The organism is Enterobacter sp. 118C5 (assembly GCF_034107645.1).
Lineage (GTDB): Bacteria > Pseudomonadota > Gammaproteobacteria > Enterobacterales > Enterobacteriaceae > Enterobacter > Enterobacter nematophilus.
Genome location: NZ_JAWNEU010000002.1, coordinates 437,181 through 454,134, shown reverse-complemented (window position 1 = coordinate 454,134; position 16,954 = coordinate 437,181). Strand labels below are relative to the sequence as shown.

Sequence of the window (16,954 nt, the reverse complement as noted above, 5' to 3'; positions counted from 1 at the left end):
TCTAAACTATATCTAAGATATATTCAGATGCAATCTAAAAGAACTTGCATTTTTACTGATTAGTAATCATTATCATTTAAAAATCAATTTCGATATATCGTATTCACCAGAGAAGAGGCTAAAAATGGCATCTACCCGTTACCCACAGCGCGTGCGTAATGACCTGCGCTTTCGCGAGCTGACGGTGCGCCGCGTTGAGCGCGTTAGCGCAGGCTTTCAGCGTATTGTTTTAGGCGGCGAGGCGCTGGAGGGCTTTAGCTCCCGCGGCTTCGACGACCACACCAAAGTCTTTTTCCCGGCGCCTGGCGCCACGTTTGTCCCGCCGAAGGTTACCGATGAAGGCATCGACTGGGGCGACGGCGTACGTCCGCAGGCGCGCGACTATACGCCTCTGTACGATGAGGCAAATCATGAGCTGGCGCTCGATTTCTTCATTCACGACGGCGGCATTGCCAGCAGTTGGGCAGTCGGGGCGAAGGTGGGCGACAGGCTGACCATCGGCGGACCGCGCGGTTCGCTGGTGGTGCCGGAGGATTACGCCTGGCAGCTGTACGTGTGCGACGAGTCCGGCATGCCCGCGCTGCGTCGACGTTTAGAGGGCATTGCTAAACTGCCGGTTTCTCCGGAAATTCACGCGGTAGTGACCGTAGGTGACAAATCTTATAAGGACTATCTGGCGCACCTGAGTAAATTCAACATCACCTGGGTGGTGGGCCACAGCGAGCAGGCGGTGGCTGACCAACTGGCATCGTTGACCGTTCCGGCAGAGGATTACTTTATCTGGCTGACCGGAGAAGGGAAGGTGGTAAAAAGCCTGAGCCGCCAGTTTGAAACCGACGCGATTGACCAGCAGCTGGTGCGTGCCAGCGCATACTGGCACGCTAAATAATCAGGCTGCTGAATCCATCTGCGCTTCGTTCACCTGGTGTTCGAGCGAGGCGCGGACCTCGTGCAGCGCTTTCTCCTGCTGGGCAAAGTACGCTTCCATATTGCTCAGCGACGATACCAGCAGCCAGGACTCCTCTTTTTCCAGCTCCGCCAGCTCGTTCACTAATGTGTCGATTTGCTCGCGGACCTGCGCCATTTTTTTGCGGATACGCTCCAGATCGTTCAGCCTGTCGCTAGCCATCAATGGCTCGAACCCCTGCTGCAGGCGGGCCACCAGCGAGCGAATGGTTTTAACGTCGCCGCGCTGTTTGGCCTGGTTCAGCTGCACCATCATCGCGTTGGCTTCCTCTTTCAGATCGTCTGCGACTAAATCCGGGTGGCAGAGCTTGCTCGCCTGCCGCCAGAGACGCTTGAGTTCGTTCCGATCTTCTTCCGAGAGCTGCTTGCCCTTGCGCAGCCGCGCTTCGGCATCGTGATGCTGCTCGCGATACTTCTCGTACTCTTCGTTGGCCTCGTCGCGCGCCTGACGCGCGGGCTCTTCTTCGCGGGTTAAGCCGCTTTCCAGTTCGAGCGCCTCGGCCAGCAGGTTGGCAATCAGATAGCTTTGCTGCTCCAGATGCTTGCGCGCCTCAGCGGCCTGCACGGAGTCGGCCGGGAGATCGCGCCAGCGCTGGGTGAGCGTTGCCAGCACCTCCACCGCCTGTGCCATATAGCGCTGGCAGCGTCGGTAATCTTCTTCCCGACGACGTGCCTCCGCCAGCTGACGACGCAGGTTCAGCTCCGCCAGCGTTTTACGAAGGGCGAGGATCTGCTGCATCAGCGGCCCGAGGCGGGAGAAATAGAGATCGTTGAACTCATCAAGCTGCTGCACGCGCGCGTTGCGGCGGTCAATCAGATCGCGCAGGCGCTCTTCCAGCGCCTTCAGCTCCAGCTTGCTGGCGGCTACCTGCGGATCGCGCCACTGGGTCACGGCACGCTGGCCCTGCAGCCAGGCGGTTATGGCCGCCATGGCCGCGGTGTAGTTCTTTTCCTCAAGCGCCACGACGATTGCCTGTAGCTCATCGTCAAACGCTTCATTTTTCAGGCGTGTCAGCTGGCTCTGGATGATGTCGTCATCTTCCAGTTCAATGGCATTTTTAATGATTTCTAGCCGTTTGATCGGTGTGCTCATGATGCCTTTCGCTTTGGCGCTTAAGTATTTGAGTTAAGGGTAGTTGTTGTAAAAGCTACAGGAAATAATACACACGGATGATGATCGGCGCGATGGGGGATTTCTTTAGATTTGCAGTTTGTGAAGACGTGCGGGTGGTGATGGTCTTCGCGAGGTTCGCTGAAAGCGCTCGTTTTAGTCTATTGAAATAACGAGAAATTATTATCAAAACAAGACCAATCCCTACGTAAAATTACCTGGTGAAACCCGTAATCGCCCGAATAGTTTGCCTGGGCCGGGCTGCTTATTATCCCTCTCACTGACTGTTTTCCTGACATCGGCGGACGACTGTTCGACGTGCGGAATATTTTTTCAACGGAGTAGAGATGAATATGAAAGCTATTTTAGCCGCCCTGCCGATCGCGATGATTCCGGTCACTGTTCTGGCAGCAAATACTGAGGAAGGGTATTACGGTTCCGCAAAATATCTTCAGGTTGAACAGCGTGCAAAGGAGATGGATACCAGCGCACGTCCTGGGGTAGGGCAGTTTGTGGGCGGTAAAGAGAAAGAGCACTTCGGCGGCGCGGCGATTGCTGCGGGCTATCAGTTTGGTAACGGCTGGCGTACAGAGGGTGAATATACCTTTAAGCAGAAGGGCGAATATACCAGCGGCTCCAGTACCTTTGCCAACAGCTATAACCACCTGAAAACTGAGACCGAACGCCTGATGGTTAACGTTTATCGCGACTATGAGCTGGATTATGGCGTTTCCCTGTACGGTACGGCAGGTCTTGGCGTGAGCAAGATTAAAGCCAACGGCTGGCAGGGTAACGCGGGCCGCGAATATGCTTCTACCACGCAAAGTAACCTGACCTACGCTTTAGGGGCTGGCGTGAGCTATACGCCGGTTGAACGCCTGTACGTTGACCTGGGCTACCGCTATATCGATATGGGCAAGATCGAAAGTGGATATAACAACTTCACTAACGCGCGTGGCTTAAAAGACGAACAGATGAAAGCACACATCGTCTCTAATGAATTTACCCTTGGCATGCGTTATGTCTTTTAACCTGTTGTAAGTTTCACTGCTTTAAAAACAGGGCCAACGCCGCGGTAGTGCGGGGTTGGCTTTTTTGTGCTTGTTGAAATCACGTTGTTACAGGAAAAGTCTTTACGGTTGTGCCGATCGCTTCCTGAACGCTTTTATCAGCTCACTTCGCTGTAGATCCCCACCACGCGACCCACCGTTTTTATCTCGTTGATACCGCACTCAAAGGGAACTTTACCGCCCGCCACGTGGAGTTTTTTACCCGGCAGCAGCGTTAAGTCGCGGATGCTGGCGGTACCTTCAATCTCGACCAGCCAAAGGCCGTCGGTTAACGACGCCTCTTTTTCAATAAAGTGCAGCTTTCCCTCCGCCCGAACGGCGATGCCGCGAGCCAGCGGTTTGCTAAAGAAACCGGAGTCGATGCTCAAAGTGGTATTTTCTTCCAACTTACCATCACTAAGTGTGAATGCCGAAACTGAAACCGGATCGCCCGATGCGGGGTTCCCTTCAAACTGCGCGCCTTGCCCGGTCATCAGCCAGCGCAGGCTGGCACCGGTGTCCAGCGCGCACTGAACCGCGAAGTCGTAAGAGATAGTGCCGCGCGCGTAGCGGTTCTGAAGCGAGCTGGCGGCGATATTAAAGTGCCGGGCCAGCTGGATTTTCTGCGTGAAACCATATACCTGACAGATTCTATCGAGTAACTCTTCATTATTCACTTGAGAATCTAAGATCAAAATATATTCCTTTGGGTGTTTACTAATACTCAAATGGGTATTAATATCATTGCAAATTCGAGCAATCAGCGGCAGACGTTGGCAAACAGAGGCTAATGATTGCAGACATTATCAAAATGGGAATTTTGCAGCATGGCTTGTGAAATCGCAATCATCAAACGGCGGAAAATGCCGGGCTATTTCCGTGTTCAGCACGGTAGCGGCTGGCCCTTCGGGCTGTGCAAACTCACGCGAGGGGAGAGATGGCAATAGAAGCTGCCCGAGCAAGGGTTCCGCTTAGCGTGGGGGCACGCCTTAGCGGGCTTAACCACGTCGCGGAACTGCGCGCCCGATACTGGAGCGACAGCGGGAAAGAGCTGGCGCGGTTTATGGCTGAGATGCGCGATAAGCGCGATCCCTGTTTTGAAGAAAACAGCAGGGCGCTGGCCGCCATCTTTTTCCTGGCGAGATTGCCCGTCGCCCGTCATGAGTGCGATATCAGCGAGCTGACGACAGAGGAAAAGAGAGCGCTGATCAACGCCATGAATCATTTTCGTGCTGTCGTGAGCCTATTTCCTGAACGGCTAGCCCTTCCGATCTAACCCAACCCGAAACCTATTGGCGTAAACCCGCCGGGCAATCTATTGCCTGAATTTAAGGAGAATGCGTAATGCGAAACCGTGAAAACCGCCCTCATCCGGTCGGAAGTGAAGAACTGAAACGCCTGCTGATGGAGGCAAAAACAGAGGAACGATGCGCGCGAGCCCTCGCGGTCTCCCTGCGCCTGGAGGCGCTGGCGAGCCATATCTTCAAAACCGGCATGAGCGGAGAAGACGTTGCCGAACTGCTGTCCCACGAGGCGGCCCGCTACGAACGTGAATCTCAGGAGCTGCACTGATGGCCGATTTTATCGATCTTGCGCAGGCGCGCGAGCAGGAAGACAGAGAGCGCCACATTAACAGTGCCCGCAGGCGACCCGCATCGCCTTCGCGTTTCCTCTGCGAGGACTGCGATGCGCCGATACCTGAGGCGCGCCGAAAAGCGGTGCCTGGGGTGGCCTTGTGCATCACCTGCCAGGAGATCGCGGAGATGAAAAATAAGCACGTCCGTGGAGGATGACTTGGCGACGTCATTTGCTTATCCGTGGAATGCTTCACGGTCGGCCATTGCCAGCCCTTACCTCACGCACGCCCAACAGCAGCGTCGCGATCGCCTCTTCGCGGCGCTGCAGCAGGCAAGAATTGCCCTCTCACAGCAGCCTGACTGCGTGCGCTTCGAGGTCTGGCGCACGATTGACGCCCTCGAACAGAATCAGGGCAGCCTGAAGGCCAATGCTTTCTCGATCCGCTTCTGCAAAAGGATGCTGCCCCGCCTGCGTCTTGTCTCTGAACGCTATGCCTGCGCGGGCCTGCACAATACGGTCTCCAGGGCCGTGTTTAATGGCCATTTCGACACCCAGATCCTGCAATACCTCGCTTCAAGGATGGTTGAGCTGGTTGCGCGCTATAACCGTCTTCCGGATATGTCCCGTGCGGATATCGATCTGCTGGCTGCAGATATCGCCAGCTTTATTCGCGGCGAGCTGGCGAATATTAACGATGCTGAGATGGGCGAATACCGGACGCTTTACGTCTGGTATAAGCGCGCTGGACTGATCGCCCGACAGTTCAACGTGTCGCCTCCCCACTGGGAACGGGTGTCGAAGACCTTTTTCAACAAAGATGACGTTGCCGCGGCGGTGATCCGCATGTTTTCCGAGGCGTGGTGGCGCGGTCGCCTGCGCCGGATCGCGGCGGCCTGGCGCGAGCATTTGCAGATTGCCCTCAGCAACGTCAGCAAAAAGAGAACGGCGTATGCGAGCAGGCGCTGCGTGACCGAGTGGCGCGAGCAGAAGCGCCGCACCCGTGAATTCCTTAAGGGCATGGAGCTTGAAGATGAAGAGGGCAACCGCATCAGCCTGATTGAAAAACACGACAGGTCAGGTGCAAACCCGGCGATACGCCGCTGTGAACTGATGACCCGCATCCGCGGGTTTGAAAATATCTGCGAGGCGCTGGGCTATGTGGGCGAGTTCTATACCTTAACCGCGCCCGCCCGGTACCACGCGACCGTGAAATCGGGCTACCCCAACGCTAAGTGGAACGGGGCCAGCCCGGCGGATACTCAAGGCTACTTTACCCGTCTCTGGGCGCGTATCCGGGCAAAACTCCACCGGGACGGGCGCCGTGTATTTGGTATCCGCGTCGCGGAACCCCATCACGACGGTACGCCCCACTGGCACATGCTGATGTTTATGCTGCCGGAAGATGTCGAATGCGTTCGCCAGATTATCGGGGATTACGCGCGGCAGGAGGATGCCGTTGAGCTGCAGAGCGAAAGTGCCAGAAGGGCGCGCTTTCACGCGGAAGCGATCGATCCTAAGAAAGGCAGTGCTACCGGCTATATAGCCAAATACATCTCTAAGAATATCGATGGCTATGCGCTCGATGGCGAGACCGATAGCGAAAGCGGCGGGCTTCTGAAGGAGACGGCATCCGCCGTTTCGGCCTGGGCGGGGCGCTGGCACATTCGTCAGTTTCAGTTCATCGGCGGCGCGCCGGTAACGGTCTACCGCGAGCTGCGACGTCTGGCGGATGCTGAGGCCGCGCGCGGCTTGAGCGTTGAGTTTGCCGCCGTCCATGATGCCGCCGACGCCGGCGACTGGGCGGGTTACGTTACTGCGCAGGGCGGGCCGTTTGTCCGTCGCGATGATTTACAGGTGCGCACGCTGTACGGACCGCGCGCCGGGTTTAACCAGTACGGAGAGGAAACGGTCCGTATTCGTGGCGTGTACGATTCCGCCGTCGGCGCGGGCAGCCCGATTGTCACCCGGCTCACCCAGTGGAAAATTGTGCCGAAGCGGGCCGCGGAAATTAAGGATGCGCCTGAGCCCTCTCGGAGTTCTGTCAATAACTGTACGCAGGACGATCTCTCTCAGCCCCTTAGCCGGCGTGCGAGACGGGCATTAACCGAACGCATCAAATTCATCCGCCCCGGCGCTACGTCGCCCATAGTCTTCGCGAGCGACCCGCAGAACGGCGTACCAGAGAAGGTGATTGATGAGATACGGCTCGCCACCGGGATAGACATCAGCCGGGGAGAGGCCCTGCATCTTATGGCGGGAGGCGTCAGCCGCTTTAACGACAAATGGTGCAGGGGCGCAGCTGACGGATCGCTATTTCCTGCGGCGTGTTCTTATCAGGAAAAGGCGCGGAAAATCCTTGAACGTATTGGGTATTTAACGGATCTGTTAACCCGGCGAGCACGCTAATCTTCATCGATATCATGTACATACCGTGAAGTGTTCTGATTTTTCGCTTCACTCTTTTTATGAATACATGATACTGTATGTTTATACAGTATCTCGTGGTGGAGGTTGTGTGGACAGAGAGTTGAACGAGCAGGTCATGATTGAACGCGTCGAGATGATTGCCCGGCTGACGACAGAAGGAACGTGTCAGGAAAGAGATCGTGAGATTGCCCTGAATTTAATTGCCGAGATTGCGCGGGGAAATTTAATCAAGAACAACGCCTTTACCGTTGTTTTCTCGGCATCGCCTGTTCCGGAACGCATTAAAAAAGAGAGTAACGTTCGGGTGAACATTACTCTCGATAAAGATCGGCTGGCTGGCCAGTCCGTCGCCGAAGCCTTCCAGAGCGAACTGACCCGCAGGATTAGGTCCCTGTTTCCGTCAACGCGGGTGACCGTGAGAATAGGCTCGGTGACGGGGGTAGAGCTCCAGGGGCTTGAAAAAGAGGCCGATCGCGAGGCGCTGGACACTATTCTCCGGGAAGTCTGGGAAGACGAGAGCTGGCGCTAAATCCGGTTTTATTACCCGGACCGAACATCCTCATGAAATTTTTACGCTCCCATTTGAACCGCGCTTCGCTTCCCGCGGACGGTTTGTTGTGCCCGCGAGCGTCCATCCGTCAGCGATAGCGAAAAGCCGGCTGGCCCGGGAAACTCTTCAGTACCTGGAAACCGGAAGTTGGGAGCGACTGATGAAGATCTATGCAATGCAGGGTGACACGCTTGATGCCGTTTGCGCCCGCGTTTATGGGCGCACGGCTGGCGTCGTTGAAGCCGTTCTGAAGGCCAACTCTGGCCTCGCGGAGTTAGGGGTTATCTTGCCTCACGGCACGCCGGTAGAGATGCCGGAGGTGGATAGCGCCCCCACAAAAGAATCCGTAAACCTATGGGACTGAGCCTGGAGAAAATCACCACGTTTATCGCCTACTGGCTGGCGGTGGCGCTGGCCTGGTTCGGGGCGATGTCTCCTGACAAAGTCGCGCTGTACGTGGGAAGTCTTTGCGCCATTTTTACCGCGCTGACGAATTACTGGTTTAAGCGAAAAACCTGGCGCTATCTCAAATCTCTTGGCCTCGATAAGAAGAGCATTCGTGAACTCAATCATTAAGCGTTGCAGCGTCGCCGGCGTGCTGGCCCTGGCGGTGCTGATGCCTGATTTTCGGTTACTGAAAACCTCTCCGGAGGGGCTGGCGTTGATTGCCGATCTTGAAGGATGCCGCCTCTCGCCCTACCAATGTAGCGCCGGGGTATGGACGTCAGGCATTGGCCACACGGCAAACGTTGTGCCCACGCGGGACATTACCGAGCGCGAGGCCGCGGCAAACCTGGTCGCTGATGTGCTCAACGTGGAGCGGCGGCTGGCGGCGTGCGCGCCGGTAGAGATGCCGCCACGGGTCTACGACGCGCTGGTGAGCTTCTCCTTTAATGTCGGCGCAGGCGCCGCCTGTCGTTCGACGCTGGTGTCGTTTATCAAGCGTAAACAGTGGTCGCAGGCGTGCGAGCAGCTTACCCGCTGGGTGTACGTCAACGGCGTTAAAAATACCGGGCTCGAAAATCGTCGCGTCCGCGAGAAGGCCTGGTGCATGAAGGGGTTGCCATGAGAGCCCTCATGCTTGCGCTGGCCGGGCTGCTGGCCATCACGCTGTGGCTTCGTCATGAAAATCTGACCCTGTCCCGTTCCTTAGCCACGGCTAACCGGGTCGCCAGCGAGCAAAAAAATGCCCTCGCCACGCTTAACCATCAGCTGTTCCTGTCGCAACGGATTGCCCGATCAAACGAAAACGCCCAGGTCAGGCTCCGTGAGGCGCTTGTCACTGCGGGTGAGGAGAGCGCGAGACGGGAAGCGACTATCGGGAGATTACTTAATGAAAATGAAGCGTTACGCCGCTGGTATAGCGCTCGGCTGCCTGATGCTGTCCGCAGGCTGCACACCCGCACCGCCTGCGCCTCCGCAGCCCATTGTTTACCACGCCTGCCCGAAGGTGAGCCTCTGCCCGATGCCGGGCAGCGAACCCGTCACTAACGGCGATCTCAGCGCGGATATTCGCAGGCTTGAGTATGCCCTTATCGCCTGCGCGCTGCAGGTTGAAACCATTAAAAACTGTCAGGATAAATTCGATGCACAAACTCAAGAGCCTGCGCCAGGCATTAATTGACGCGATCCCCCAACTGAACGCCAGCCCGGAGCGCCTGCAGATGTCGGTCGGAAGCGGGCATATTGACGCCCGCCTTGCCTCCTCGCTCTCCTTTGAAAAACACTACCAACTGAATGCAAAGGTCAGCGGTTTCACCGGCGACAGCGAAGGATTTTTCGTTTCCGTGCTGGCCTGGCTTCGGGAGAACCAGCCGGACATTTTTACCCTTGATGAAGGCCGTAAAAACGGATGTTCCTTCACGATCGTCTTAAACAATGACGATACGATGGATATCAGCGTCAGTTTGCAATTAACCGAGCGCATGCTTGTTGCACAGGAGCAGGGGGCTCTGCACGCGACGTATTCCCCCGAGCCGCCGCTGCCGGAGCCCGTCACGCGTCCGACGTCGTTGTACATCAACGGTGAGCTGGTCAGCCAGTGGGAGGCGTAAGTTCCCCCGGGCCGAGAGCCCGCTGTCTGTACTGCGTGTTGTTTCATCCCGCATAAAACCCCGTCTCGTTGCTGCCGTTCTCTCTGAACGGCATTCTCTTCTCATGAATACATTAACTTCCATGAACGGTATCGCTCGCGCGATCCGCAATCTGATTCGTATCGGTGTTGTGACCGAGGTTGACCTCAACAGAGGGCTTTGTCGTGTCCAGACCGGCGGGATGAAAACTACCTGGCTGAACTGGCTAACCTGTCGTGCGGGACGTTCGCGCGTGTGGTGGGCGCCTTCCGAGGGCGAGCAGGTGCTGCTGCTGGCCATCGGCGGCGAGCTGGATACCGCCTTTGTGCTGCCCGGCATTTTCTCGGACGACCATCCGGCGCCGTCCGGGTCGCCCGATGCCTTCCACGCCTCGTTTCCTGACGGCGCAGTGATTGAGTACGAACCCGAACGCGGGGCGCTGACGGTTGCAGGCATTAAAACGGCCGACGTTACCGCCTCTGAATCGCTTACCGCCACCGTGCCGGAGGTGCGGGTGACGTCAACGTCCCGCATCACCCTGGATACGCCTGAAGTGGTGTGTACCAACAGGTTAATCACCGCCTCTCTTGAAGTGCAGCAGGGCGGTGTGATGACCGGAAATATTGAGCACTCCGGCGGTAAATTCACCTCCAACGGGGTGCAGGTGGACAACCACGCGCACGGCAGCGTGCAAAGCGGCGGAAGCTGGACTAAGGGGACACAATGACGGTGCGATACAGGGGAATGAACAGGCAGACCGGGCTGAGCATTTCAGAGGCTGAACACATCCGGCAAAGCGTGCGCGACATTCTGGTTACGCCGATTGGCTCGCGGGTTATGCGCCGGGATTACGGCTCGCTGCTGGCGGCGATGATCGACAGGCCGCAGAGTCCGGCGCTGCGTCTGCAAATCATGTCCGCATGCTATTCCGCCATCCAAAAATGGGAGCCGCGGATAAGCCTGACGGCCATCACTTTCGAGCGTTCGGAGAACGACGGGACGCTGTATGTCGATATCACCGGCACGCGCCCGACCTCCGGACAATCCTTTTCTATCACCATTTCACTGAGTTAAACGCTATGGCTATTGTTGATCTGAGCCAGCTCGCCGCGCCTGATGTCGTGGAGGAGGTGGATTATGAAACGCTGTTGGCAGAACGAAAGGCCACCTTTGTCTCGCTCTATCCTGAAGAGGAGCGAGAGGCGATTGCGCGGACGCTGACGCTGGAGTCAGAGCCTATTGTGAAGCTCCTGCAGGAGAATGCCTACCGGGAAGTCATGTGGCGTCAGCGGGTTAACGAGGCCGCGCGGGCGGTCATGTTGGCCTATGCAGCGGGCAGCGATCTGGACCAGATTGGGGCAAACGCTAACCTTGCGCGTCTGACGATCGCTCCTGCCGACGACACCACGTTCCCGCCCACGCCGGCTGTGATGGAGTCCGATACCGATTTTCGTCTGCGCATCCAGCAGGCCCCGGAAGGGCTGAGCGTGGCGGGATCGACGGGCGCGTACCAGTTCCATGGCCGCAGTGCAGATGGCCGGGTAGCGGACATCTCCGTCATCAGCCCGCAGCCGGCGAACGTCACGATTTCCGTACTCTCTCGCGAGAATAACGGCATAGCGTCTGAAGAGCTGATCGCTATTGTTCGTAACGCCCTCAACGATGAAGACGTCAGGCCCGTTGCCGACCGCGTTACCGTCCAGTCGGCCAAAATAGTTGATTACAGCATTGAAGCATCGCTTTTCCTTTTTCCCGGCCCCGAAAGCGAACCGGTACTCAACGCGGCAAGGGCCCGGCTACAGGCCTATATCACGGCTCAGCATCGTCTTGGACGCGACATTCGCAAGTCCGCCATTTACGCCGCTCTTCACGTAGAAGGGGTTCAGCGGGTGGAGCTGACCGCACCCGCGGCTGACATCGTGCTTGATGAAACCCAGGCCTCATGGTGCAGCCACTACAGCGTAACTGTCGGAGGGAACGATGAGTAACACCCGCCTTTTACCGGTTGGCTCATCGCCGCTTGAGGTCGCGGCAGCGCGCGCCTGTGCGGACATCGAAAATACGCCCGTTCCGCTGCGCCACCTCTGGAATGTGGACACCTGCCCGGCGAATCTGCTGCCGTGGCTGGCATGGGCATTTTCGGTTGACCGTTGGGACGAGAACTGGCCGGAGGCCACCAAGCGGGACGTTATCCGCGCGGCGTGGTTTATCCATGCCCACAAAGGAACGATTGGCGCCGTGCGTCGCGTGGTGGAGCCGCTTGGCTATCTGATCAACGTCACCGAGTGGTGGGAAACCAACGATCCGCCCGGCACCTTCCGCCTTGACATTGGCGTGCTGGACACCGGTATCACCGAGGAAATGTATTACGAAATGGAGAGGCTGATTGCTGATGCAAAGCCTGCCAGCCGCCACCTTATTGGCCTGAATATCATCCAGGACATTCCGGGTTATCTCTATACCGGCGCCCTGAGCTATGACGGCGACATCATTACGGTTTATCCCGGATAAGTGAGAGCACAATGACAGTGAAATATAAAACGGTTATCACCAAAGCCGGTGCCGAAAAACTGGCTGCAGCGACCGTCCCGAACGGCAAGAAAGTCAATTTTACGGCGATGGCGGTGGGTGACGGTGGGGGCACGTTGCCGGTACCTGATGCCGGACAGACGAAGCTGGTTAACGAAGTCTGGCGCCATGCGCTGAATAAAATCAGCCAGGATAACAAGCATCAAAATTATGTGATCGCGGAGCTGCTCATCCTGCCTGAAACCGGCGGTTTCTGGATGCGAGAAATGGGGCTCTATGATGACACGGGGACACTGATTGCCGTTGGGAACATGGCTGAAAGCTATAAGCCGTTGTTGGAGGAAGGATCCGGACGTGCGCAGACCGTGAGGATGGTGGTCATGGTCAGCGATATCGCCTCGGTGGAGCTCTCGATAGATACGTCTACAGTAATGGCAACCCAGGAGTACGTTGATGAGAAGCTTGAAGAGCATGAGCAGTCTCGTCGCCATCCTGATGCCACGCTGACGGCTAAAGGGTTTACTCAGCTTAGTAGTGCGACTGACAGTTCCTCTGAAGCACAGGCGGCAACGCCGAAAGCGGTTAAGACTGCGTATGATCTTGCAAACGGTAAATATACGGCTCAGGACGCAACTACGGCGCAAAAGGGGATCGTTCAGCTCAGTAGTGCCACCGACAGCGCGTCTGAGTCGCTTGCGGCCACATCTAAGGCTGTGAAGACCGTCAATGATGACGTGACAAAGCTCAAAAATAGCTTGGGTACTGCCGCAGGTAAAAATGTTCAGGAAAGCCGCGACGACATCACACCGGGGCGCGTGCTGGTTAACGGTAGTGCGCTGGCGTTGAGAACGGTAGCCGCCAGAGCGGGTACGGCAATTGCCGATGCAAGCGCCCTCCCGGCTAACTCAGTGAGCTTCTGTTATGCCGATGCAGCATATTCACCGGGTTATGAGGCGACGATTCTTGATGTGGGCGGCCTTGGTGGCGATGGCTATCGTGTGCAGTATGCGGCGTCCTATAGCGACGGCGGGAAGCGGCTGAAATTCCGCACCTTAAATGCGGATAATGGCTATTGGGGGAGTTGGACGAACGTTATCACAAACTACGGCGGAAGCGTTGAGTATTTAAATAATGCATGTTATTACGCGATAAAGCCTGAATACTGGCAAGGCGGCGGGGCGTTTGCAAATCAATATATTGATGCCTCTGCTCCATTTTTTGTTCCTGGTTATACTACTCCTAAAGATATTTCGATGTACCTGCCAATTGTCAAAGGAACATCCGCGACGAGTGGATATGGATTTGGTGCGTCAGTTAGTTTTGGAATATTACGTTCAGGAAGTGGTGATTTTGGTTCCGCTATTATTCAAATTTTGGGTGATAGCGGAACCGGGGCAATATATTCATTTAATGCTAATGGAAATTTAAATGTCCCCGGCCAGATTGGGACAGGGGGGAATATTGTCGCTGGTCAGGGTCTGTATGAGTCAGGCGGTTTGGTCAGGGTTTATTCCAGTAATAACCCACCGCCCCAGCAGGATTTGAGCCCTTATGCAACTACTGCATGGGTCAACGGGAACTTTTCAACACAAGCCTGGACTGTCGCTAACTTTCTGCAAGGGGGAATGAGGCTGGCTTCATTAGGAACGGCAACCAACGGGAATAACGATAACACGTTTGCATATGCCCCAGATGGTGCTGTTGTCACCGCTGTGCAGCAAAAGACAAACTACACAGCGGTGCAATATCGTTATGTCCAATATAACATCGGCGGGAACTGGTATACGGCATGGGTGGCTTAATGAGAATGCAATCAGGTGTATTTAAAAAATATGACCCATTAGAAAAATGGGGGAAATATAATCCAGCGAAAGTGGCTAAACTTACGCCGGAGGAACTCGAATTATATTATGTTGCTAAATCACCGGAAATGAATGTTGTTTTTCTGAAAGATGAAAATGGCAATGACTGGTATCAGTGGCTTAAGACACTTTCAAAAGAAACGTTGAAAGTCTCTTTCAATCCTGACTCGAAAGAAATCATTCATTTTTCATATGATGCGAGCACGATTTTCCCGGTTAATCAAATTGTCGTTGAAATCGGGCCAGAGAGTGTATCGGATGAATTTACCGCTGCGGGTGAGAAAGCATTAGGCGGTGCATTTCTTTTCGACGATGGGAAAATTACTGCGGCACCAGTGAATTATGAAGCAGAAGCACAACGCAAAAAACTGGAACTGCTAACTCAGGCAAATAACGTCATCGCCACCTTGCAGGATGCGCTTGAGTTGGATATGGCGTCAGAGGAAGAAACAGCGAACTTGAAGGAGTGGAAGAAATACCGTGTGCTTCTGAGTCGGGTCGATGTTAATAAACCGGTCTGGCCGCCGCTGCCTGAGACAAAATTATAAATCGATACGCCGTGCTTTTTTGCCTGAATGGCCCAAGCCCTCCCTCCGGAGGGCTTTTCGTTTGTTGTGTAATCCTTTCCCCAACCCCAATACGTCGCATCAATCGCGCGCTCCACAGACAATAGCCTCACCACTAAACGAAGGAGTTAACCGGATGGGCGACTATCACCACGGCGTGGAAGTTATCGAAATCAACGATGGCACCCGCACCATTTCCACCGTCTCGACGGCAATCATCGGCATGGTCTGTACGGCCAGCGATGCTGACGACAAGACATTTCCTTTAAACGAGCCTGTGCTCATTACCAACGTACAAAGCGCAATTGCGAAAGCCGGCAAGGCAGGGACGCTGTCCGCTTCTCTGCAGGCGATCGCCGACCAGTGTAAACCGGTTGTCGTGGTTGTTCGCGTGGCTGAGGGCACTGCAGAGACCCCGGAAGAGGCACATAAACAGACCATTTCCAACATCATCGGTACCACCGATGAAAACGGTAAATACACCGGTCTGAAGGCGCTTCTCACGGCGAAAACGGTGACCGGCGTTAAGCCACGCATTCTCGGCGTACCGGGGCTGGACTCTCAGGAAGTGGCAACCGCGCTGGCCGCCACGTGCCAGAGCCTGCGCGCGTTTGGCTATGTCAGCGCATGGGGGTGCAAAACCATTTCTGAGGCGATCAACTACCGCAAAAACTTCAGCCAGCGCGAGCTGATGGTTATCCACCCTGATTTTCTGGCGTGGGATACCACCACGAACGCGACAACAACGGCCTGGGCGACCGCCCGTGCGCTTGGCCTGCGCGCCAAAATCGACCAGACAATGGGCTGGCATAAAACCCTGTCAAACGTTGGCGTTAACGGCGTCACTGGCGTAAGCGCTTCTGTCTCCTGGGATCTGCAGGAACAGGCCACCGACGCGAACCTGCTTAACCAGGCTGGCGTCACCACGCTGATTCGTAACGACGGCTTCAAATTCTGGGGTAACCGCACCTGCTCAGACGATCCGTTATTCGTCTTTGAAAACTACACCCGCACCGCACAGGTGCTGGCCGATACCATGGCGGAAGCGCATGCGTGGGCGATGGACAAACCTATCACCCCGACGCTTATCCGCGACATTGTGTCCGGTATTAATGCCAAGTTCCGCGAGCTGAAAACCAACGGCTATATTGTCGACGGCTCCTGCTGGTATGACCCTGAGTCGAACGACGCATCAACCCTGAAAGCGGGGAAACTGTATATCGATTACGACTACACCCCTGTCCCGCCGCTGGAAAATCTGACCCTGCGCCAGCGCATCACCGATACCTATCTGGCAGATCTGTCAGATTCGGTTAATAGCTAAGGAGCTGAAGCATGGCGTTACCACGCAAACTGAAATATCTGAATATGTTCAACGATGGCCTGAGCTATATGGGCGTTGTTGAGTCCGTCACCTTGCCGAAGCTTACCCGCAAGCTGGAGAAGTATCGCGGCGGCGGTATGCCCGGCTCGGTCTCTGTCGACCTCGGCCTTGACGATGATGCTCTGGCGCTGGAGTGGACCGTTGGCGGTCTGCCGGACGCCGCGCTGTGGGCGCAGTATGCCTCTCCGGGCGCGGACAGCGTGCCGCTGCGCTTTACCGGCTCCTATCAGCGCGATGATACCGGCGAAATCTCCGCCGTCGAAATCGTCATGCGCGGCCGTCATAAAGAGTTTGATGGCGGTGAAAACAAGCAGGGCGAGAGCGGCACCACCAAGATGTCCACCGAGTGCGCCTACTACCAGCTGACCATTGATGGCAAAGAGATCATCGAAATCGACATCATCAACATGGTGCTGAAAGTCGACGGCGTCGATCGTCTGGCTGAACACCGTAAGGCCATCGGCCTGTAACCCTTTAACCGGCCGGGATCGCCGGCCGGTAAGTTAACTTTCTGAAGAGTAACGAAATGGAAAATATCAACGAGACTGCCATGAACGAAAACCCACATATCGTCACGCTTGATAGCCCCGTTCAGCGCGGTGAGCAAAAAATTGAAAAGGTGACCGTTTCAAAACCGAATGCCGGGACCCTGCGAGGGGTATCGCTGGCGTCGCTGGCGCAATCTGACGTAGATGCGCTGATCAAGGTGCTGCCGCGAATGACCTCGCCAGCCCTGACCGAGCATGAGGTTGCGCGCCTGGATGCCTGCGATCTGCTCTCGTTTGCAGGCAAGGTGATAGGTTTTTTGTCACCGGCTTCGGCTCGCTGAAATTTCCTGAAAATCTGTCGGTCGACGATCT

Annotated in this window: 24 protein-coding genes; 22 read left to right on the top strand and 2 right to left on the bottom strand. The window is 55.9% G+C overall.

Translation table 11 applies throughout. From position 1 onward, the window contains the following. Positions 1–124 precede the first annotated feature (124 nt). Positions 125–889 (top strand): siderophore-interacting protein, encoded by a 765-nt coding sequence (locus UTO39_RS07450; RefSeq protein ID WP_320726850.1) that lies wholly within the window; start codon positions 125–127, stop codon positions 887–889. Here the strand turns inward: UTO39_RS07450 and UTO39_RS07445 are convergent, their stop codons facing one another. Beyond that, on the bottom strand, positions 890–2,059 hold the full coding sequence (locus UTO39_RS07445) for a DNA repair protein (RefSeq protein WP_320726849.1): 1,170 nt from the start codon (positions 2,057–2,059) through the stop codon (positions 890–892). A 365-nt stretch (positions 2,060–2,424) separates the two neighbouring features. On the opposite strand from UTO39_RS07445, the gene UTO39_RS07440 reads away from it, so the two are divergent. Continuing rightward, positions 2,425–3,108, top strand: coding sequence for an outer membrane beta-barrel protein (locus UTO39_RS07440; protein ID WP_320726848.1), 684 nt, complete (start codon positions 2,425–2,427; stop codon positions 3,106–3,108). A 137-nt stretch (positions 3,109–3,245) separates the two neighbouring features. Here UTO39_RS07440 and UTO39_RS07435 read toward each other — a convergent pair whose 3' ends face one another. After that, positions 3,246–3,821, bottom strand: coding sequence for a phage repressor protein CI (locus UTO39_RS07435; RefSeq protein WP_320726847.1), 576 nt, complete (start codon positions 3,819–3,821; stop codon positions 3,246–3,248). Between the two features lie 242 nt (positions 3,822–4,063). On the opposite strand from UTO39_RS07435, the gene UTO39_RS07430 reads away from it, so the two are divergent. The 20 genes from UTO39_RS07430 (at position 4,064) to UTO39_RS07335 (ending at position 16,923) form a co-directional block, all read left to right on the top strand. Continuing rightward, a complete protein-coding gene (locus tag UTO39_RS07430) occupies positions 4,064–4,402 on the top strand; it encodes a DUF5347 domain-containing protein (RefSeq protein ID WP_320726846.1) in 339 nt (112 codons plus the stop codon). A 68-nt stretch (positions 4,403–4,470) separates the two neighbouring features. Continuing rightward, positions 4,471–4,698, top strand: a complete 228-nt coding sequence (locus UTO39_RS07425) for a DUF2732 family protein (protein ID WP_320726845.1) — start codon at positions 4,471–4,473, stop codon at positions 4,696–4,698. Continuing rightward, positions 4,698–4,919, top strand: coding sequence for a TraR/DksA family transcriptional regulator (locus tag UTO39_RS07420; RefSeq protein ID WP_041908022.1), 222 nt, complete (start codon positions 4,698–4,700; stop codon positions 4,917–4,919). Before UTO39_RS07425 ends, UTO39_RS07420 begins: the two co-directional genes overlap by 1 nt. 1 nt (position 4,920) lies before the next feature. Next, entirely contained in the window at positions 4,921–7,110 is a 2,190-nt protein-coding gene (locus UTO39_RS07415; protein ID WP_320726844.1) for a replication endonuclease, read from the top strand. Positions 7,111–7,219: 109 nt separating this feature from the next. Beyond that, complete coding sequence (locus UTO39_RS07410; protein ID WP_320726843.1) at positions 7,220–7,660, top strand: DinI-like family protein; 441 nt, start codon at positions 7,220–7,222, stop codon at positions 7,658–7,660. A 181-nt stretch (positions 7,661–7,841) separates the two neighbouring features. Further along, positions 7,842–8,045, top strand: coding sequence for a tail protein X (locus UTO39_RS07405; RefSeq protein WP_236307807.1), 204 nt, complete (start codon positions 7,842–7,844; stop codon positions 8,043–8,045). Continuing rightward, positions 8,036–8,257 (top strand): HP1 family phage holin, encoded by a 222-nt coding sequence (locus tag UTO39_RS07400; RefSeq protein ID WP_045260131.1) that lies wholly within the window; start codon positions 8,036–8,038, stop codon positions 8,255–8,257. Before UTO39_RS07405 ends, UTO39_RS07400 begins: the two co-directional genes overlap by 10 nt. Then, a complete protein-coding gene (locus UTO39_RS07395) occupies positions 8,241–8,750 on the top strand; it encodes a lysozyme (RefSeq protein WP_320726842.1) in 510 nt (169 codons plus the stop codon). Before UTO39_RS07400 ends, UTO39_RS07395 begins: the two co-directional genes overlap by 17 nt. Continuing rightward, on the top strand, positions 8,747–9,172 hold the full coding sequence (lysB, locus tag UTO39_RS07390; RefSeq protein WP_320726841.1) for an Rz-like lysis system protein LysB: 426 nt from the start codon (positions 8,747–8,749) through the stop codon (positions 9,170–9,172). Before UTO39_RS07395 ends, lysB begins: the two co-directional genes overlap by 4 nt. Next, positions 9,060–9,305, top strand: coding sequence for an Rz1-like lysis system protein LysC (gene lysC / locus UTO39_RS07385; protein ID WP_320726840.1), 246 nt, complete (start codon positions 9,060–9,062; stop codon positions 9,303–9,305). Before lysB ends, lysC begins: the two co-directional genes overlap by 113 nt. Beyond that, a complete protein-coding gene (locus tag UTO39_RS07380; RefSeq protein WP_320726839.1) occupies positions 9,268–9,735 on the top strand; it encodes a phage tail protein in 468 nt (155 codons plus the stop codon). The genes lysC and UTO39_RS07380 overlap by 38 nt, the downstream gene beginning before the upstream one ends. A 103-nt stretch (positions 9,736–9,838) precedes the next feature. Continuing rightward, entirely contained in the window at positions 9,839–10,480 is a 642-nt protein-coding gene (locus UTO39_RS07375; protein ID WP_320726838.1) for a phage baseplate assembly protein V, read from the top strand. After that, positions 10,477–10,827, top strand: coding sequence for a GPW/gp25 family protein (locus UTO39_RS07370; RefSeq protein ID WP_041908038.1), 351 nt, complete (start codon positions 10,477–10,479; stop codon positions 10,825–10,827). Before UTO39_RS07375 ends, UTO39_RS07370 begins: the two co-directional genes overlap by 4 nt. Before the next feature lie 5 nt (positions 10,828–10,832). Further along, positions 10,833–11,741, top strand: coding sequence for a baseplate assembly protein (locus UTO39_RS07365; protein WP_320726837.1), 909 nt, complete (start codon positions 10,833–10,835; stop codon positions 11,739–11,741). Then, complete coding sequence (locus UTO39_RS07360) at positions 11,734–12,264, top strand: phage tail protein I (protein ID WP_320726836.1); 531 nt, start codon at positions 11,734–11,736, stop codon at positions 12,262–12,264. The genes UTO39_RS07365 and UTO39_RS07360 overlap by 8 nt, the downstream gene beginning before the upstream one ends. Before the next feature lie 11 nt (positions 12,265–12,275). Next, on the top strand, positions 12,276–14,084 hold the full coding sequence (locus UTO39_RS07355) for a phage tail protein (protein ID WP_320726835.1): 1,809 nt from the start codon (positions 12,276–12,278) through the stop codon (positions 14,082–14,084). Continuing rightward, positions 14,072–14,692, top strand: coding sequence for a tail fiber assembly protein (locus UTO39_RS07350; RefSeq protein ID WP_320726834.1), 621 nt, complete (start codon positions 14,072–14,074; stop codon positions 14,690–14,692). Before UTO39_RS07355 ends, UTO39_RS07350 begins: the two co-directional genes overlap by 13 nt. Before the next feature lie 154 nt (positions 14,693–14,846). Next, positions 14,847–16,034: a phage tail sheath protein gene (locus UTO39_RS07345; protein WP_233002777.1), complete on the top strand. Its 1,188-nt coding sequence runs from the start codon at positions 14,847–14,849 to the stop codon at positions 16,032–16,034. 11 nt (positions 16,035–16,045) lie between these two features. Next, positions 16,046–16,564 carry a phage major tail tube protein gene (locus UTO39_RS07340; protein ID WP_023309235.1) on the top strand — a complete coding sequence of 173 codons (519 nt, stop codon included), beginning with the start codon at positions 16,046–16,048 and terminating at the stop codon, positions 16,562–16,564. A gap of 56 nt (positions 16,565–16,620) precedes the next feature. Then, complete coding sequence (locus tag UTO39_RS07335; protein WP_320726833.1) at positions 16,621–16,923, top strand: phage tail assembly protein; 303 nt, start codon at positions 16,621–16,623, stop codon at positions 16,921–16,923. Positions 16,924–16,954: the final 31 nt, after the last annotated feature.

Excerpts from the sequence above, each read along its gene's own strand:
- UTO39_RS07450 (WP_320726850.1), top strand. The coding sequence starts at position 125 with ATGGCATCTACCCGTTACCCACAGCGCGTGCGTAATGACCTGCGCTTT.
- UTO39_RS07445 (WP_320726849.1), bottom strand. The coding sequence starts at position 2,059 with ATGAGCACACCGATCAAACGGCTAGAAATCATTAAAAATGCCATTGAA.
- UTO39_RS07440 (WP_320726848.1), top strand. The coding sequence starts at position 2,425 with ATGAATATGAAAGCTATTTTAGCCGCCCTGCCGATCGCGATGATTCCG.
- UTO39_RS07430 (WP_320726846.1), top strand. The coding sequence starts at position 4,064 with ATGGCAATAGAAGCTGCCCGAGCAAGGGTTCCGCTTAGCGTGGGGGCA.
- UTO39_RS07425 (WP_320726845.1), top strand. The coding sequence starts at position 4,471 with ATGCGAAACCGTGAAAACCGCCCTCATCCGGTCGGAAGTGAAGAACTG.
- UTO39_RS07420 (WP_041908022.1), top strand. The coding sequence starts at position 4,698 with ATGGCCGATTTTATCGATCTTGCGCAGGCGCGCGAGCAGGAAGACAGA.
- UTO39_RS07405 (WP_236307807.1), top strand. The coding sequence starts at position 7,842 with ATGAAGATCTATGCAATGCAGGGTGACACGCTTGATGCCGTTTGCGCC.
- UTO39_RS07400 (WP_045260131.1), top strand. The coding sequence starts at position 8,036 with ATGGGACTGAGCCTGGAGAAAATCACCACGTTTATCGCCTACTGGCTG.
- lysB (WP_320726841.1), top strand. The coding sequence starts at position 8,747 with ATGAGAGCCCTCATGCTTGCGCTGGCCGGGCTGCTGGCCATCACGCTG.
- lysC (WP_320726840.1), top strand. The coding sequence starts at position 9,060 with ATGCTGTCCGCAGGCTGCACACCCGCACCGCCTGCGCCTCCGCAGCCC.
- UTO39_RS07380 (WP_320726839.1), top strand. The coding sequence starts at position 9,268 with ATGCACAAACTCAAGAGCCTGCGCCAGGCATTAATTGACGCGATCCCC.
- UTO39_RS07375 (WP_320726838.1), top strand. The coding sequence starts at position 9,839 with ATGAATACATTAACTTCCATGAACGGTATCGCTCGCGCGATCCGCAAT.
- UTO39_RS07370 (WP_041908038.1), top strand. The coding sequence starts at position 10,477 with ATGACGGTGCGATACAGGGGAATGAACAGGCAGACCGGGCTGAGCATT.
- UTO39_RS07365 (WP_320726837.1), top strand. The coding sequence starts at position 10,833 with ATGGCTATTGTTGATCTGAGCCAGCTCGCCGCGCCTGATGTCGTGGAG.
- UTO39_RS07360 (WP_320726836.1), top strand. The coding sequence starts at position 11,734 with ATGAGTAACACCCGCCTTTTACCGGTTGGCTCATCGCCGCTTGAGGTC.
- UTO39_RS07355 (WP_320726835.1), top strand. The coding sequence starts at position 12,276 with ATGACAGTGAAATATAAAACGGTTATCACCAAAGCCGGTGCCGAAAAA.
- UTO39_RS07350 (WP_320726834.1), top strand. The coding sequence starts at position 14,072 with ATGGGTGGCTTAATGAGAATGCAATCAGGTGTATTTAAAAAATATGAC.
- UTO39_RS07345 (WP_233002777.1), top strand. The coding sequence starts at position 14,847 with ATGGGCGACTATCACCACGGCGTGGAAGTTATCGAAATCAACGATGGC.
- UTO39_RS07340 (WP_023309235.1), top strand. The coding sequence starts at position 16,046 with ATGGCGTTACCACGCAAACTGAAATATCTGAATATGTTCAACGATGGC.
- UTO39_RS07335 (WP_320726833.1), top strand. The coding sequence starts at position 16,621 with ATGGAAAATATCAACGAGACTGCCATGAACGAAAACCCACATATCGTC.